Origin of the sequence: Rahnella selenatireducens (assembly GCF_046449555.1) — a bacterium.
Taxonomy (GTDB): domain Bacteria; phylum Pseudomonadota; class Gammaproteobacteria; order Enterobacterales; family Enterobacteriaceae; genus Rahnella; species Rahnella selenatireducens.
On record NZ_JBKEZJ010000001.1, the window covers coordinates 112,229 to 126,634 of the forward strand.

19 protein-coding genes are annotated in these 14,406 nt (G+C 47.8%); 10 read left to right on the top strand and 9 right to left on the bottom strand.

What is annotated here, in order from left to right; genetic code table 11:
* Positions 1-198 precede the first annotated feature (198 nt).
* The 4 genes from manX to ACLBVC_RS00520 all read left to right on the top strand — a co-directional run bounded on the left by manX (position 199) and on the right by ACLBVC_RS00520 (position 3,471).
* A complete protein-coding gene (manX, locus tag ACLBVC_RS00505; RefSeq protein ID WP_410147478.1) occupies positions 199-1,161 on the top strand; it encodes a PTS mannose transporter subunit IIAB in 963 nt (320 codons plus the stop codon).
* Between the two features lie 91 nt (positions 1,162-1,252).
* Positions 1,253-2,050 (top strand): PTS mannose/fructose/sorbose transporter subunit IIC, encoded by a 798-nt coding sequence (locus tag ACLBVC_RS00510; protein ID WP_101077145.1) that lies wholly within the window; start codon positions 1,253-1,255, stop codon positions 2,048-2,050.
* Positions 2,051-2,061: 11 nt separating this feature from the next.
* A complete protein-coding gene (locus ACLBVC_RS00515; RefSeq protein WP_195814359.1) occupies positions 2,062-2,904 on the top strand; it encodes a PTS mannose transporter subunit IID in 843 nt (280 codons plus the stop codon).
* A 108-nt stretch (positions 2,905-3,012) separates the two neighbouring features.
* Complete coding sequence (locus ACLBVC_RS00520; RefSeq protein ID WP_410147480.1) at positions 3,013-3,471, top strand: DUF986 family protein; 459 nt, start codon at positions 3,013-3,015, stop codon at positions 3,469-3,471.
* 166 nt (positions 3,472-3,637) lie between these two features.
* On the opposite strand, the gene rlmA is transcribed toward ACLBVC_RS00520, so the two are convergent.
* Positions 3,638-4,459 carry a 23S rRNA (guanine(745)-N(1))-methyltransferase gene (gene rlmA, locus ACLBVC_RS00525; RefSeq protein WP_410147481.1) on the bottom strand — a complete coding sequence of 274 codons (822 nt, stop codon included), beginning with the start codon at positions 4,457-4,459 and terminating at the stop codon, positions 3,638-3,640.
* Positions 4,460-4,607: 148 nt separating this feature from the next.
* On the opposite strand from rlmA, the gene pgeF reads away from it, so the two are divergent.
* The gene (pgeF, locus tag ACLBVC_RS00530) at positions 4,608-5,309 is read left to right on the top strand and encodes a peptidoglycan editing factor PgeF (protein WP_410147482.1); all 702 of its coding nucleotides are present in this window, start codon (positions 4,608-4,610) and stop codon (positions 5,307-5,309) included.
* 72 nt (positions 5,310-5,381) lie between these two features.
* Here the strand turns inward: pgeF and cspE are convergent, their stop codons facing one another.
* Positions 5,382-5,591, bottom strand: a complete 210-nt coding sequence (gene cspE, locus ACLBVC_RS00535; RefSeq protein ID WP_002221949.1) for a transcription antiterminator/RNA stability regulator CspE — start codon at positions 5,589-5,591, stop codon at positions 5,382-5,384.
* Between the two features lie 41 nt (positions 5,592-5,632).
* Positions 5,633-5,749: a DUF2627 domain-containing protein gene (locus ACLBVC_RS00540; RefSeq protein WP_071823629.1), complete on the bottom strand. Its 117-nt coding sequence runs from the start codon at positions 5,747-5,749 to the stop codon at positions 5,633-5,635.
* A gap of 139 nt (positions 5,750-5,888) precedes the next feature.
* Here ACLBVC_RS00540 and ACLBVC_RS00545 point away from each other — a divergent pair, with 139 nt between their 5' ends.
* Positions 5,889-6,221: a hypothetical protein gene (locus ACLBVC_RS00545; RefSeq protein WP_410147483.1), complete on the top strand. Its 333-nt coding sequence runs from the start codon at positions 5,889-5,891 to the stop codon at positions 6,219-6,221.
* 656 nt (positions 6,222-6,877) lie between these two features.
* Here the strand turns inward: ACLBVC_RS00545 and ACLBVC_RS00550 are convergent.
* Positions 6,878-7,867, bottom strand: coding sequence for an MBL fold metallo-hydrolase (locus ACLBVC_RS00550; RefSeq protein WP_410147484.1), 990 nt, complete (start codon positions 7,865-7,867; stop codon positions 6,878-6,880).
* A 186-nt stretch (positions 7,868-8,053) separates the two neighbouring features.
* On the opposite strand from ACLBVC_RS00550, the gene ACLBVC_RS00555 reads away from it, so the two are divergent.
* A complete protein-coding gene (locus ACLBVC_RS00555; RefSeq protein ID WP_410147485.1) occupies positions 8,054-8,344 on the top strand; it encodes a hypothetical protein in 291 nt (96 codons plus the stop codon).
* A gap of 60 nt (positions 8,345-8,404) precedes the next feature.
* On the opposite strand, the gene ACLBVC_RS00560 is transcribed toward ACLBVC_RS00555, so the two are convergent.
* From ACLBVC_RS00560 to mgrB, 4 genes are all read right to left on the bottom strand, one after another.
* Entirely contained in the window at positions 8,405-8,641 is a 237-nt protein-coding gene (locus tag ACLBVC_RS00560; RefSeq protein ID WP_104922655.1) for a DUF4060 family protein, read from the bottom strand.
* Between the two features lie 135 nt (positions 8,642-8,776).
* Positions 8,777-9,079 (bottom strand): phage protein NinX family protein, encoded by a 303-nt coding sequence (locus tag ACLBVC_RS00565; RefSeq protein WP_410147487.1) that lies wholly within the window; start codon positions 9,077-9,079, stop codon positions 8,777-8,779.
* A 114-nt stretch (positions 9,080-9,193) separates the two neighbouring features.
* Positions 9,194-9,466 (bottom strand): YebO family protein, encoded by a 273-nt coding sequence (locus ACLBVC_RS00570; RefSeq protein WP_410147488.1) that lies wholly within the window; start codon positions 9,464-9,466, stop codon positions 9,194-9,196.
* 136 nt (positions 9,467-9,602) lie between these two features.
* Positions 9,603-9,728 carry a PhoP/PhoQ regulator MgrB gene (gene mgrB, locus ACLBVC_RS00575; protein ID WP_410147489.1) on the bottom strand — a complete coding sequence of 42 codons (126 nt, stop codon included), beginning with the start codon at positions 9,726-9,728 and terminating at the stop codon, positions 9,603-9,605.
* Positions 9,729-10,530: 802 nt separating this feature from the next.
* Between mgrB and ACLBVC_RS00580 the strand changes: the two genes are divergently transcribed.
* Together ACLBVC_RS00580 and ACLBVC_RS00585 are read left to right on the top strand one after the other, a co-directional pair.
* The gene (locus tag ACLBVC_RS00580) at positions 10,531-13,236 is read left to right on the top strand and encodes an autotransporter outer membrane beta-barrel domain-containing protein (RefSeq protein ID WP_410147490.1); all 2,706 of its coding nucleotides are present in this window, start codon (positions 10,531-10,533) and stop codon (positions 13,234-13,236) included.
* A 186-nt stretch (positions 13,237-13,422) separates the two neighbouring features.
* Complete coding sequence (locus tag ACLBVC_RS00585; protein ID WP_410147491.1) at positions 13,423-13,659, top strand: YobH family protein; 237 nt, start codon at positions 13,423-13,425, stop codon at positions 13,657-13,659.
* 51 nt (positions 13,660-13,710) lie between these two features.
* On the opposite strand, the gene ACLBVC_RS00590 is transcribed toward ACLBVC_RS00585, so the two are convergent.
* Positions 13,711-13,956 carry a DUF2766 family protein gene (locus tag ACLBVC_RS00590; protein ID WP_104922661.1) on the bottom strand — a complete coding sequence of 82 codons (246 nt, stop codon included), beginning with the start codon at positions 13,954-13,956 and terminating at the stop codon, positions 13,711-13,713.
* A 201-nt stretch (positions 13,957-14,157) separates the two neighbouring features.
* Between ACLBVC_RS00590 and ACLBVC_RS00595 the strand changes: the two genes are divergently transcribed.
* Complete coding sequence (locus ACLBVC_RS00595) at positions 14,158-14,349, top strand: YdfD/YebW family protein (protein WP_410147492.1); 192 nt, start codon at positions 14,158-14,160, stop codon at positions 14,347-14,349.
* Positions 14,350-14,406: the final 57 nt, after the last annotated feature.

Below are 14,406 nucleotides of genomic sequence, written 5' to 3' on the forward strand. Positions count from 1 at the left end.
CGCACACTAAAATAAATCACGTCGCACAACCTGTTGAGGTTCTGCAGTTTCACTGTTTAGCAGTCTTATCAGAAGTTAAGGAAAGATCAGTTACGCAGGGAGTGCCCTGTTCGCCTCAGGAATAAAAACGGGCGGACATCATCAGCACCATTACTTATGTGCATAACTCTTTCCCAGAGTTAACAGAGGAGGTAGCGAGTGAGTATTGCTATTATCATCGGCACGCACGGGTCAGCAGCTGAGCAGTTGCTGAAAACAGCGGAAATGATTTTAGGTGAACAGGATAATGTCGCCTTCATTGATTTCGTTCCCGGCGAAAACGCCGAAACCCTGATCGAAAAGTACACGGCAAAGTTGGGTGGTTTAGACACCAGCAGCGGCGTTCTTTTCCTGGTCGATACATGGGGTGGCAGCCCGTTCAACGCCGCCAGCCGCATTGTTGTCGATAAAGAAAATTACGAAGTTGTCACCGGTGTTAACATCCCGATGCTGGCAGAGACTTTCATGGCTCGTGATGATAACCCCTCTTTCGCAGAGTTGGTTGCCATCGCAGTAGAAACTGGCCGAATCGGTGTGAAAGCACTGAAAGCGCCGGAAGCTGCGCCTCAAGTTTCTGCTGCCGCCCCTGCGCCAAAAGCAGCCGCCCCGGCGAAACCTGCCGGTCCGAACGACCATATGAAAATCGGCCTTGCCCGTATCGATGACCGTTTGATTCATGGCCAGGTAGCGACCCGCTGGACCAAAGAAACCAACGTGACCCGCATTATTGTTGTCAGCGATGAAGTGGCTGCCGACACCGTGCGTAAAACGCTGCTCACTCAGGTTGCCCCTCCTGGTGTTACCGCACACGTTGTCGACGTCGCGAAAGCCATTCGCGTCTGGGACAACCCGAAATATGCCAACGACCGCGTCATGCTGTTGTTCACCAACCCAACGGACGTTCTGCGTCTGGTTGAGGGTGGCGTGAAAATCACTACCGTAAACATCGGTGGTATGGCTTTCCGTCAGGGTAAAACTCAGGTGAATAACGCCGTGTCTGTCGACGAAAAAGATATCGAAGCGTTCAAGAAATTGAATGAAAAAGGTATCGAGCTTGAAGTGCGTAAAGTCTCTACCGACTCGCGCCTCAAGATGATGGATCTCATTAATAAGATGAATTAATAAGCACATCGAGTTTGTGCAGATTCCCTCAACGTTATCTGCCTGATGCGCCTGTTTATACTCAGCGTCCTTTGGTCATAGGAGAAGTGCAATGGAGATCACCACACTACAAATTGTGCTGATATTTATTGTTGCATGTATTGCCGGGATGGGTTCGATCCTGGATGAATTCCAGTTTCACCGTCCGTTAGTTGCTTGTACCTTAATCGGTTTTGTTCTGGGTGATGTTAAAACCGGGATCATCATCGGCGGTACTCTGGAAATGATCGCTCTGGGTTGGATGAACATCGGTGCTGCTGTTGCACCCGATGCCGCTCTGGCTTCCATTATTTCCACCATTCTGGTTATCGCAGGCGGACAGTCTGTTGGTGCAGGTATCGCACTGGCAATCCCGCTGGCTGCGGCCGGCCAGGTATTAACTATCATCGTTCGTACCATCACCGTTGCCTTCCAGCACGCTGCCGATAAGGCCGCTGAAAAAGGTAACCTGAACGCGATCAGCTGGATCCACGTTTCAGCGCTGGTTCTGCAGGCAATGCGTATCGCAATCCCTGCCGTCATCGTTGCAGTTTCTGTGGGTACTGCCATCGTTCATGATTTGCTGGCGTCCATCCCTGAAGTGGTCACCAACGGTCTGAACATCGCCGGCGGTATGATCGTCGTTGTCGGTTACGCCATGGTCATCAACATGATGCGCGCTGGCTACCTGATGCCGTTCTTCTACCTTGGTTTCGTTACTGCTGCATTCACCAACTTCAACCTGGTTGCACTGGGTGTGATTGGTGTGGTGATGGCGGTTCTTTACATCCAGTTGAGCCCGAAATACAACAAGTCTGCGCAAGCAGCGGCTGCACCGGGTGTTAACGACCTCGACAACGAATTGGATTAAGGGTGAAGGACATGGTTGATCAAACTGAAGTTAAAAAACTCACGGCCAGCGATATTCGCGGTGTGTTTATGCGCTCCAACCTTTTCCAGGGGTCATGGAACTTCGAACGTATGCAGGCACTGGGCTTCTGCTTCTGTATGGTGCCTGCAATTCGTCGTCTCTATCCTGAAAATAACGACGATCGCAAAGCGGCCATTAAACGCCACCTGGAATTCTTCAACACCCATCCTTACGTTGCTGCGCCAGTTCTGGGTGTAACGCTGGCGATGGAAGAACAGCGTGCTAACGGCGCCCCTATCGACGACGCAGCCATCAACGGCCTGAAAGTTGGTCTGATGGGGCCGCTGGCCGGTGTGGGTGACCCAATCTTCTGGGGTACTGTTCGTCCGGTATTTGCGGCACTTGGCGCGGGTATCGCGATGACCGGCAGCCTGTTGGGGCCATTGCTGTTCTTCGTGCTGTTTAACCTTGTACGTCTGCTGACCCGTTACTACGGCGTGTCTTATGGCTACAAAAAAGGTGTTGATATCGTTAACGATATGGGCGGCGGCTTCTTGCAAAAACTGACAGAGGGGGCGTCAATTCTCGGCCTCTTTGTCATGGGGGCCCTGGTTAACAAGTGGACGCACGTAAACATTCCGCTGGTAGTCTCCAAAATCACCGACCAGACGGGCCATACCACGGTCACTACAGTACAGACGATTCTGGACCAGCTGATGCCAGGCCTGGTGCCGTTACTGCTGACCTTCGGCTGTATGTGGCTGCTGCGTAAGAAAGTGAATGCCTTGTGGATTATCGTTGGCTTCTTCGCCATCGGTATCTTCGGTTACTGGATTGGCCTGTTAGGTCTCTAATAACCTTGAAAACCGGGGGAGCAATCCCCCGGTTTTTTTATCGCTGTATTTTGCCGGTTTCTGTGTTTCTATCTTGTTTTGCCTGATGGCTGTTTGCTGGAGTTTTTCATGTCTGTCACCGATATTGTCCTCGCCCTGTTTACCCTTCTGTTACTTGCCTACGCCATCTACGACGAATTCATCATGGGTACCCGGAATGGCAAAACGCAGCTGCGGGTGAACCTGCGACGCCGCAACAGACTGGATTCCATCATTTTCATTGGCCTGCTGGCGATCCTTCTGTACAACAATATCCATTCAAACGGCACGGCGATAACGAATTATCTGTTAATAGGTTTAGGGCTGATTGCCTTCTATTTGTCGTTTATTCGCTGGCCAAAAATGCTGTTCAAACCGCAGGGTTTTTATTTCGCTAATACATTCATCACCTACGACAGGATTCGTAGCATGAATCTTTCCGAAGATGGTGTACTGGTATTTGAGTTAGAGCAGAAAAAATTACTCATTCGCGTCAATGAACTGGACGACCTTGAAAGAATTTATAATTTAATGGTTAGCCATCAGTAAGTTGAATTTAAACCCTTATGTGTCAGTGATAACCTGGCGCATGACGCAGATGCCCATGTCTATGCCAGGCATTATGCTGGGCGGTTTATTGGCCCGCTGCCGGAGGAATGGGCCGAAGTGTTGGGAGGCGTGGGCTCGAAGGTTGACTGTGGAAAAACCAGCTCTGTTAGTCAGACTGACGCTGGTGCAGTCTGATCACAAAATCAGTCTCACATTCGAACGCAGACTGAGATTTTAAATTCGCCATCACCTCTTCCGTCGCCCGCCATGCGAACGGCGTCATTTGCAGCAAATCAAACGCTTCAGCACCTGTAAGTCGCATATCGTAAGCCAGCGTTTCTGTACTGATGCGCTCAAAACCTTCCAGCTGTTCATCCAGATCCGCGTGCAGCTGAACATCATGATAAATCATACCTTTCAGCTGATATAAATGGCGAGGCCCGGGTGCGACGGTCAGGACCACACCACCGGGTTTAATCGCACGGTAAAGCTCCTGCGCTTTGCATGGCGCATAGATTCGCACCACGGCGTCCAGAGAGTTGTCGGCAAACGGTAAACGGTGGCTGGAAGCAACGCAAAATGACGCATTGTGGTAGCGTTTAGCCGCGTAGCGGATGGCTACTTTCGCCACGTCCAGACCGAAGACATTCATCTTACGATGCTGCGATAAGCGTTCCGCCAGCGCGGTGGTGTAATAGCCTTCCCCGCAACCGATATCGAGCAACGTTTGCGTGTTTTCCGGCAGCGCGTTATTCAGAATATCAATCAGCCGGTCGCGCAATGGCTGGTAATGTCCGGTGTCGAGAAAAGCACGGCGCGAAACCATCATTTCAGTGCTGTCCCCGGGCTGTTTCGAGCGTTTATGCTGCACCGGCATCAGATTAACGTAGCCTTCTTTGGCGTTATCAAACTGATGATTAGCGGCACATCGCCATTGCTGGCCTGTCAGCTCAAGCGGCTGGAAACAAAGTGGACATTGATAAGTCATGCGGGAAACCTGCAAGGAAAGTCTGAAAGGGCGAAAATTCGCAACAGGGCTAAGTCTAAAGAAGGCGTACTGTTGTTGCAACTGCTGGAAAATCCGGTTCAAAGACGGCTACACTGAGTCGACAACATTTTTCTAACCGAGAAACGAGATGAGTGATAACTCAGCTTTACTCAGCCCTATCCCCGGGATCCTGCATGGATTCGGCGACAAAGAAAATCTGCTCCCCGCACATTTGCAAGCTTATGAATCCACCCGCCCTGAAAAGAAACAGGTTCACGGCACACGTATTGCGGATGTCGTCCAGCCCGGGCAAGACTGCGGCGAGGCCGATGGTTTTATCACGTCAACGCCCGGAATTCTGTTAGCTGTTTTCACGGCTGACTGTCTGCCGGTTATTTTTTGCCGCAAGGATGGTAAGGAAGTCGCGGCGATACATGCAGGCTGGCGCGGACTCATCGACGGTATTCTTGAAAAAATGGCTGAGCGGATTAATGAGAACGGCGATACCTCAAACTGGTTTGCGGCGATTGGTCCGGCGGCAGGAAACTGCTGTTATGAAGTCAGCCAGGAATTGGTGGATGATTTTATGCAACGCCTCGATTTGCCTCCTGCACTGATTTCACCCCGGCACCGGCATCTCGATCTGGCGGCAATCACCAGTGCCAAACTGCATTCCCTCGGCTTTGCGGGCATTGATCATGCCGGCAGCTGTACAATCTGTACCGAAGCGCCTGCCGGAAACGGATTTAAATACACCAGTTTTCGCCGCAACAGTCATCAGCGCGCAAAAGACCCGACGCATCCAGGGATCAGTGGCCGCAACCAGCAATCTGGCATTATGATCTTATAATCCAGAGAAACGGCGGATCAACAAGCACAAAAAAACCCGCGCATGGCGGGTTTTTTTACAGCTAAGCGCTGCTTAGATTGCAGTTACGTTAACTGCTGACGGGCCTTTTTGGCCGTCTTGGATTTCGAACTCTACGTTCTGGCCTTCAGCCAGAGTTTTGAAGCCGTTACCCTGGATTGCAGAGAAGTGTACGAACACGTCTTTGCTGCCGTCAGCAGGAGTAATGAAACCGAAACCTTTAGACTCGTTGAACCACTTAACTTGACCTTTGATCTTTGCCATCTTGAGTATTTCCTTTGGATTGTTTAAACCGCCCGAGGGCGTTACATAGACAAACTAGAGTCGTTACTGCTTGAGGCACTAAGATTAGAATCGGCAGAGAAGCGGTATTCAACGTGAACGTCTTTACTCAGAACTTCTATACTGAAAATGCCACACATATACAGAACTGTACCTCGTTTTACCCAGATGCGTTATCACATACTCTGAATTCGATGGCAAGCCATTTTTAATCAGCGATGGACATGTCGCACATATTTGAGCCGGTTAAAGGCACTTCGTGTTCAGTTATGCTGAAATATGTTGATAGACATGCTTTTTTCTGCTTTGCAGTTTTACCTGCATATCAAACAAAACAATAACGACCTGTTTTTGATTATTGATCATTTAATGCAGATCCGTAAGCGTAAAACACATCTTTATTTGAATTTTTATTGCAGCGCGCATTCCAGACTTCTTCCGGAAGTTGGGATTCTGCGTGATAGTCGGGCACCTTCCGGCAGGCAACACTCGGCTTATAGCCTGTCTGGCGGGCGAGTTGCACACTTGTCAGACAGATCGGGCATACCGACAGGAACATATCCGGATGGTATGACTGGTTATGCAATAATCAATTACGCCATAGATGGATAAAATGGTGCAAAACAAAGGGGATAAAGGAATAAATGCACCCAAACTGTGCGGCTTTATCTCAACAGGATAATACAGAGAAACACAGCCACCTGAGAGAATTCAATTCCACACCGGTACATATATAAATCCAATTTTTCGACATTCCGGATTTTGACATTATAATGAATTAAAGTTTGCGAGTTGGTTAAATCGAGATAACAGTTAATAAACATCCTCACCCAGACTTATTCAAATACTAAATATCGATATAAAAAATAAATATTAAATACCGTGATCGAAATCCCATCTTAGATTTATCACTTAAAGATATGAGTCACATAACCCTTTCAATCTTTCATCAGAAAACGACAACCAAGGTTGACTGATTCCTGCACACAGATGTCCAGTGTAGCACCCTATAATCTACTGTATAATCTAAAAAAATCGCGGTTAACGCTCAAAACAGCACATTGAGTATGTCCTGACACGCCATAATTCCTCACAGACATACTTCATTGGCCTGATAATTAATCAGCACCGGGATTATAATTAACAACTTCATAACCCCTCTTTTTTGTAGGCGTTTCGGGGAATCGACTCCTTTAATTGATAATACTTCTCATTTAATGATGAGCCATTTTCTTTTCGCCTCCTGTTTGCCTGATGAAAAATGAAATTCAACCTTTAGACATGCTTGCCCCAATTTTTAACGGTTTGAATTCCATTTCAGGCAAGTCACTTTGACTTATAGCCTGAGATAATTCTCGCAAAGGTTCATCAAGGGATTCATCCGCTAATTCAAAAACGCCCCAGTGAATGGGCACTGCTTTGTGACAACGCAATTCCTTAAACACTTCGACAGCCTGCTGCGGGTCCATGTGCTGCGCGCTCATGAACCATCTTGGTGCATACGCGCCAACCGGAATCGCCGCCAAATCAAATGGCCCAAGGCGTTGCCCGATTTTTTCAAACTGATCGCTGTAACCACTGTCCCCGGAAAAGTAGAACTTTAGCAAAGGATGACGCACTACCCATCCACACCACAGCGAACGGTTGCGATCCCACAGAGTACGCATACTCCAGTGGCGTGCCGGAACCGCGGAAATCGTGATCTCACCGAACGTTCGCTCTTCCCACCAGTCGAGTTCCTCGACGTATTTCGCACCATGTCGCGTCAGCCAGAGCTTCATTCCCAGCGGCACCATAAACTGCACATCGGGGAAGCGGCGCAGGAGACGAAGAACCGTCATACGATCCAGATGGTCGTAGTGATTGTGCGAAAACAGTACGACGTCGATTTTTGGCAGCTTATCGACGGAAGCCGCGACTGGCGTTTTCCTTTTCGGACCGTAAAAACTCAGCGGCGAAGCGCGGTCAGAAAGCGCCGGATCGGTCAGAATGTAACGACCCGAGACCCTAAGCAACAGGCAGGCGTGGCCTAAAAACCATAACCGGTCATCAGTTCCGCTGAAATCAGCCGCCTGCCACCACTGGCTGACAAAATGTGCATACCCTTTATTAGGAGGAACCGGCAAACCCTGTTCTCTGCGTTCTTTCCTCCAGCGTTTCAGGTCGCCTTCCTGTCGGTTTTGCGGTTCGGCATTAGTGAAACCCTCAGGCGTATGATGGGCTTTTGAAGGATCGTAATAGGGATTTTTACCAGGCATAAGGCTCCTGTGAGATGACGGTTCCGGCGTGCAGTTCAGGTCTGCAATATTGAATAACTATCATACTTGCAGGGTACACCACAGACAGAAAGTGCAAAATAATGTGGCAAATGAACGTTTAGCGGCCATTAAGAAAATCTTAATAACTCTGTGTTGTACTAGAGATGTTCTGAAAGGAGACGCTTTATGACAATGAACACAACGAAAAATCGCAAGTCGTTCAGTGCGCGACTGACGCACATTATGCAGATCCAGACACAATATGGACGTCTGTGGCTGCGCTCTCGCTTTCGCCGGTTCACGCTGCCGCCGGCGCTAAAACTAGTCATCCTGGCATTTGCCGGGCTTATGATTCTGGCCATCACGGGCACATTGCTGCTGATGATGGATCTCATCTCCCTGATGCTCAGGCTGATAAAACGCCCCTTCCCTCGCGGCAGCTTGCATCAGGTTCGCCTGTCAACGAAGACGGTGTAAAGAAAAACCGTGTCGGAAAATCCGGCACGGTTTTAAGTTTGAGACTCTTCATTCTGCTTATCAGGCAGGCATACCACAAAGTTTGGTCAGATTTCTGGCGCCGATCATGAGAGTTGCCACATAGGATTGTCTGCGGGTCACGACTTCGACCGCAACACGCGCATCTTTGTATTTAATGAGGTAGGTAGAAGGCCAGCCCTGACGGCGTTTGCCGTAGGCTTTTTCATGACTGTCGATAGCTGCATGAGCAACCACCAGATGGGAAAGATTTTTATCACCTTTAATGATGCGCTTCATAATGGACTCCGCCTTAGACACAACTGTCAAAATGAGGAAACATTAATCACTTGATACGCATCGCTTTATGCGATGCTTATTCGAATCACTTCTCTGCAAAACCTTGTCACAATCTGAGTATCTCTGCCCTTTTAATTATGCGCAAGTCTTACTAAGCAGGAAACATACCATTGCTGCACGAAGAGGCCGTTTGCTCTGCGCTTGCCATTGACCGTTCGGGCTGCTGATTTCTGCCAGCCAGAGAGGATCGTTCTGTAACTCTTTAAAATTTATGCTGATTTTGTTGGCGCAAATAATCGGCCACGCATCGGAGGGGTTGTTGCAATAATCTTTGCCTTTAATGCCGCCATAGGGATACCACTTCTCAGGCTCCTCTCCGGTCAATAAGGCAATGTTGTGGTTTACTTCACTGTCGTTTTCTTCAGACCATTTGATCATCTGTTCTTCCATCCTGCAGGGCACATGCGTGGAGACTACCGGAAGATTAAGACACTTTTGTGAATGAAAAGCATAAATGAAAAACCCGCCAATTGGCGGGTTAACAAAACGGAACTATCTTTCAGGAATAAATCCGCGCAGGCTGAGAGCAGAATCATCGTCTGCCTCAACCGAGGGCGCATTGCCCTTTGCCTGTGCAGCCAGAACCTTGAGCAACTCGGTTTGCTGGCGTTGCTGCTCAGCGATCTCGTGCAACAAAGCAATTTGCTCATTTGCTCTGACGCTGGCGCGGCTGACAAAAAACCATACCAGAAGGAATAACAGCGCTGAGAGTGCACACAGCACCAATGAAGCCAGGCTGTTTTGGCCCATTGCGAAATCAAACATTGACTACCCTACCACTGAATGTTCAGAGCAAGCATCTTACCATCCCCGGCAGGTCAGGGAAGCCATTCACAAAAAAACAGGGTTTTCTTACTGGTTTGCGAATCCCAAAGCTCGCAGATTCGTCTGGCAGCATTACTCAGAAGGGAATAAAGGAGGTGATAGAGCAAACACCAAGGTCAAAGTTGCCGCCCTGATCGCAATAGCTGTTGAGGGCAAGCAAGTACAGACCGATACAGATGAGCAGGAAAAGGACAAACATCATGATCCTCCTGACACTGAAAACAGGCTTTTTCAATTTGATGGCAGGTCTCTTTTGTTTTAAAAAGCGTCTATCAGGGCTCAAAGGGATAGTCCAAACATAGCAGAACAGAAACCCATAGTACGACGTAAATCCTAAACAACGATATAACGAAGTATCGCCTTTTACTCTCAGCGCACCCCGCAATTATCACATACAGAAATCATACACGATAATGCATAACCCTTATCAATTAATACCGAATAACTCCGGTTGATCTGCATCAAATAAATAAACATTTACTGCATACCTATCACCCCTATTGTTCATCAAAACAGTTTCCGATAAATAAATTTTTTTAACCAACACATTGCACAATGTAAGAAATTAAAAAAAACAGGTTATATACTCACCCTAACAATGCACCTCAGCAATTTTCACTCAAATAAACATGGCCAATATCCTGAAAAACCCTGTCCACAGGGGGCTTAGCGGATTATCACGCATAAAACCCCTTTACAGAGTCTGCCAGGCGAGGGGCTGCACAGAATCATAAATTCTAATATACCGAAATTATTCAGAAAACATAAAGAAAAACATTATTTAAAACACTCCAAATAAATTAAACCCAGAACTTTAAACAACAAGAATAATTCATTTTTCTTTCAGGTTTGTTTGAACTTCTTTATTGAATAACACCCTGCATTAAAATATCATCCCGCCGTCGAACAGCACTTCTGTCTCTTCGGTAATATAAATCAAAGCATAGTAACTGGAATTATTTCAGTTGGTTCATGCTGACTATTTTTTGTTGAGGGATTAATAAATGCATGCATGGAATAAAAAGTTCTTCGTTTCTAAAATAGCGCTGGCCTGCGCTGTTGCAGTAACAGCACCTGCGGCGATGTCAGCAGACATCTCCGGCACCGTATACGATACTTTCTACAGTGACTCGATTCAGTCTGGTTATATTGGTTATCACGGCTATGTGGATAATGATGGTGCCAATAACAGTTACACTGGCGGAGACATCTACTCTTCTATCAATAATGCAGTCGTAAACGGCGTTATCTCTACGCATTACCTGGGCTTTGATAGCAATACCAGCAATGTTCTGAATATCACCAATACCACCGTGAATGGCATGATCACTTCCCGTTGCGTTGGTTCTACGGACTCTACTTGTGGCTCTACAGCCCGCAATGAATACGATCAGTTACCCCTGCAGCTGACCATTGATAATTCTACAATCAATGATACTTACGAAAACTTCGGTTATGACGTCGTTGGCGCAGACAATAAAATTACGCATCAGCAATACCCAACTTCTGCTTTAGGTGTTGCCGTAACACTTGAGCAAGAAAGCAACATCGTTATCCAGAACAATTCCCATGTTGCTGGCATTGCGCTGACACAGGGTTATGGTTGGGCTGATACCACTGTTAATAATGGTAATACCTACGATACTAATATCACCGTTAATGATTCTGTTCTGACTTCAGGTTCATACAGTGAACTGAATAATAATAGTTTTTATGGTCAGTCTGATAAACCTAGCGATTACGGTTCCAGAACCGACGGCGCAACAGACCCTCGCGATGATGTTGCGCTATCTGTAGCAGCAACCGCACAAGATAACTCAATGAAGACTAACGCCGTCTTTAATAATTCCACCCTTAAAGGCGATGTCACTTTCGCAAGCTCATTTGACAATAATTATTATAAGGGTGGCCACGACAACAATGGCGACGGCAATCTTGATACTAATGGTTGGGATGACACCGACGAACTGAATCTGACCCTGGATAACGGCAGTAAATGGGTTGGTGCAGCGACTTCTAATGTCGACAAAGATTATACTTTGTATGACCGCTCGGCTAACAGCATCTGGCCGGATTCACTCTATAGCAATACTACTAACCTTTTAATCGGCGACAGCGTCTATCAGAGCGGTCTGTTCAATGTTGCTCTGAACAATGGTTCTGAGTGGGATACCACAAAGGCATCCAACATTGATAACCTGACCCTGAATAACCAGTCACAGATGAATGTTGTTGATTCGACTCTGGTTGCAGACAACATTTCTCTGACTAATCAGTCTAGCCTGAAAATTGCAGCACACGGCGGCGTTGCAACTGACGCGCTGAACCTGAACTCAGGCAGTAAAGCGACCCTGACCGAAGAAACTGCTTCACTGTACGCGAACACCATTACCGTTGGTAACGGTTCTCAGCTGAATTTAGGCGCTGGTGAGGTTGATACTCACAACATGGTGCTGACTGATGACGGTACCTTCAACGTTGGCAGCCGTGAGTATATTCTGAACTCCGACATGAACAACGCCCGCGACAAAACTGCTGCGGATTACGTTTACGACCGCGGTACTATCGGTATGAATTCCGATGGTCATCTGGCTGTTAATGGCGTAACTAACGGCAATTATCAGGTCCGTATTGATAACGCGACCGGCGAGGGCCGTGTTGCGGACTATCAGAATAAAGAACTGATCCGCACTTACGGTGGCAATGCAACCTTTACTCACGCAAATACCGCTGACCTGGGTCCTTATAAGTATCAGGCAGAACAAGTTGGCGATACCGTGGTTCTGGCTAAACAAGGCATCACTTCTACCGCTAACGCGGCGCTGAGCCTGCCTTCTTCTAATGCTGCAACCTGGCACATAGAGCAGGATACTCTGAGCAACCGTATGGACAGTTCACGTCACACCCAGGGTGATGACAAAGGAGGCGTATGGGTTAACTACTTTGGCGGTCAGCAAAACGGCGACAATGGCGTTGTTGATTACGATCAGGACGTTAACGGCATCATGGTTGGTTTGGATAAAGTCACTGAAGGTGGCGGCGATCGCCAATGGCTGGTTGGTATGGCAGCCAGCTTCGCGAAATCCAGCCTGTCTATGGACAACGCAAGCGCAGATACTGACAGCCAGTCAGCACGCGTTTACTCAAGCCTGGACTTCAAAAATGGCGTATTCATTGATTCGTCTCTGAGCTACAGCCACTTCAATAACTCCACTGACAGCACCATGAGCAATGGTCAGCAAGTGTCTGGTGATAACGCCACCGACGCATGGGGCTTCGGTCTGAAAGCCGGTTACGACTGGAAATTCGCACCTCAGGCTTATCTGACGCCTTACGCTAGCATCACTGGCGTATTCATCGGTGATGACGACTACAGCATGAGCAACAACATGCGCGTCAGCGATCAGGCTTATGACAGCATGCGTTACGAGCTGGGTACCAATATCGGTTACACCTTTGATCTGGGTGCCGATCAGGCCATCAGCCCTTACGCAACACTGGCATACGTTTATGAAGATGCGAACAATGACGCGGATATCAACGGTGACCGTATCGATAACGGCATCGACGGCTCAGCAGTTCGCGTTGGTTTAGGCGGTCAGTTCGACATGAGTAAAAGCTTCACCGTTTACGCGGGTGCTAACTACCTGGGCGGCAGCGATGTTGACCAGCCGTGGGCAGCAAACGTGGGTATGAAATACCGCTGGTAATTTCTGCCTGCTCTGTGTCAGACGCAGAGTTAAGTCATCAATTGGCCTCTTTTCAGGGGCCAATTTTTTTGCTTTCAGACCGAACACCGCGATTCAGAATTTGCTGGAATGACATTTACCCGGAAATAACTTCTACTAGACTTATCAATATCCTGAAACATCAGGATGAACATGGGGAGTTTTGGGATGAGTGTGATTAAAACAATTATTGTGTTGGCCGTTATTTACGCCGTTTTTCTTTTTTCCGGCTACGGTGTGACCGTCGGCAGCAGTGAAAATGCAGCGGGTCTTGGGCTAAAATGTCAGTATCTGACCGCACGCGGGATTGTCAGCTCGCAGTATATCCATTCCGACAGCGGCGTCATTGGCGTGGCTAATTGCCCGATCTTCAAACAAGTCGGCGATGTGGTGGATAATAAATAAAGAAAAGTTTGGCGTGTTATGCCCACCCCAGCGGCGGGCATAACAAAAGCATCAGCTGTCGTGTCGGGTAAATTTCAGTTCAATGAGTGAAATAGCCTTTTCTATAGCCCGCTTAGTGACCGGATCCGCTCCGGCAGGATGTTTACTGAAATCAATACTCTTCAGCTGGTGAGACATTTTCTCGCGAACTTCCGCTGGCGCAATAATTTCGATTACATCCAGAATTTGTTTGATTACCAGCTGGCATGCCACCAGATCAGATTCAATTTCCTGTTCTCTGTTTAAAGAATCGGACATCAGATACTCCTTCCACAAAAGCCATTCGTAAAAATTATGGTCGCGAGAATATCACGCGCATGGATGAAATTCTCTATCCCCGCCTTTCTTGTATTTCGCCTCGCTATAACTGGACAAAGAATCAGCAAACGAACCGCGTTTTGTGTCGTTACCGGAACATTCCTTCTATGCTTAATCAGGTGACAACGAAGGAGGAGCACGATGTTCGCACTTGTTTTGACCATCTGTTATCTCGGCGGTGGATGCGAAGATTTGGTCGTGGATGCCTTTGATACGAAGGCACAATGCACTGTCGCCATGCACCAGCAAGGTTTGCGCCAGGCCGGCTGTTACCCTATTGAAGATTTTATTGATGGTTACTGGATCCCGGCACATGAGAGTGTCGGTTATTAGCCCCTTGTGTCCGCTTTCACAACGTGGCGATAAAATGTTCCATATAGATTGCTAAAG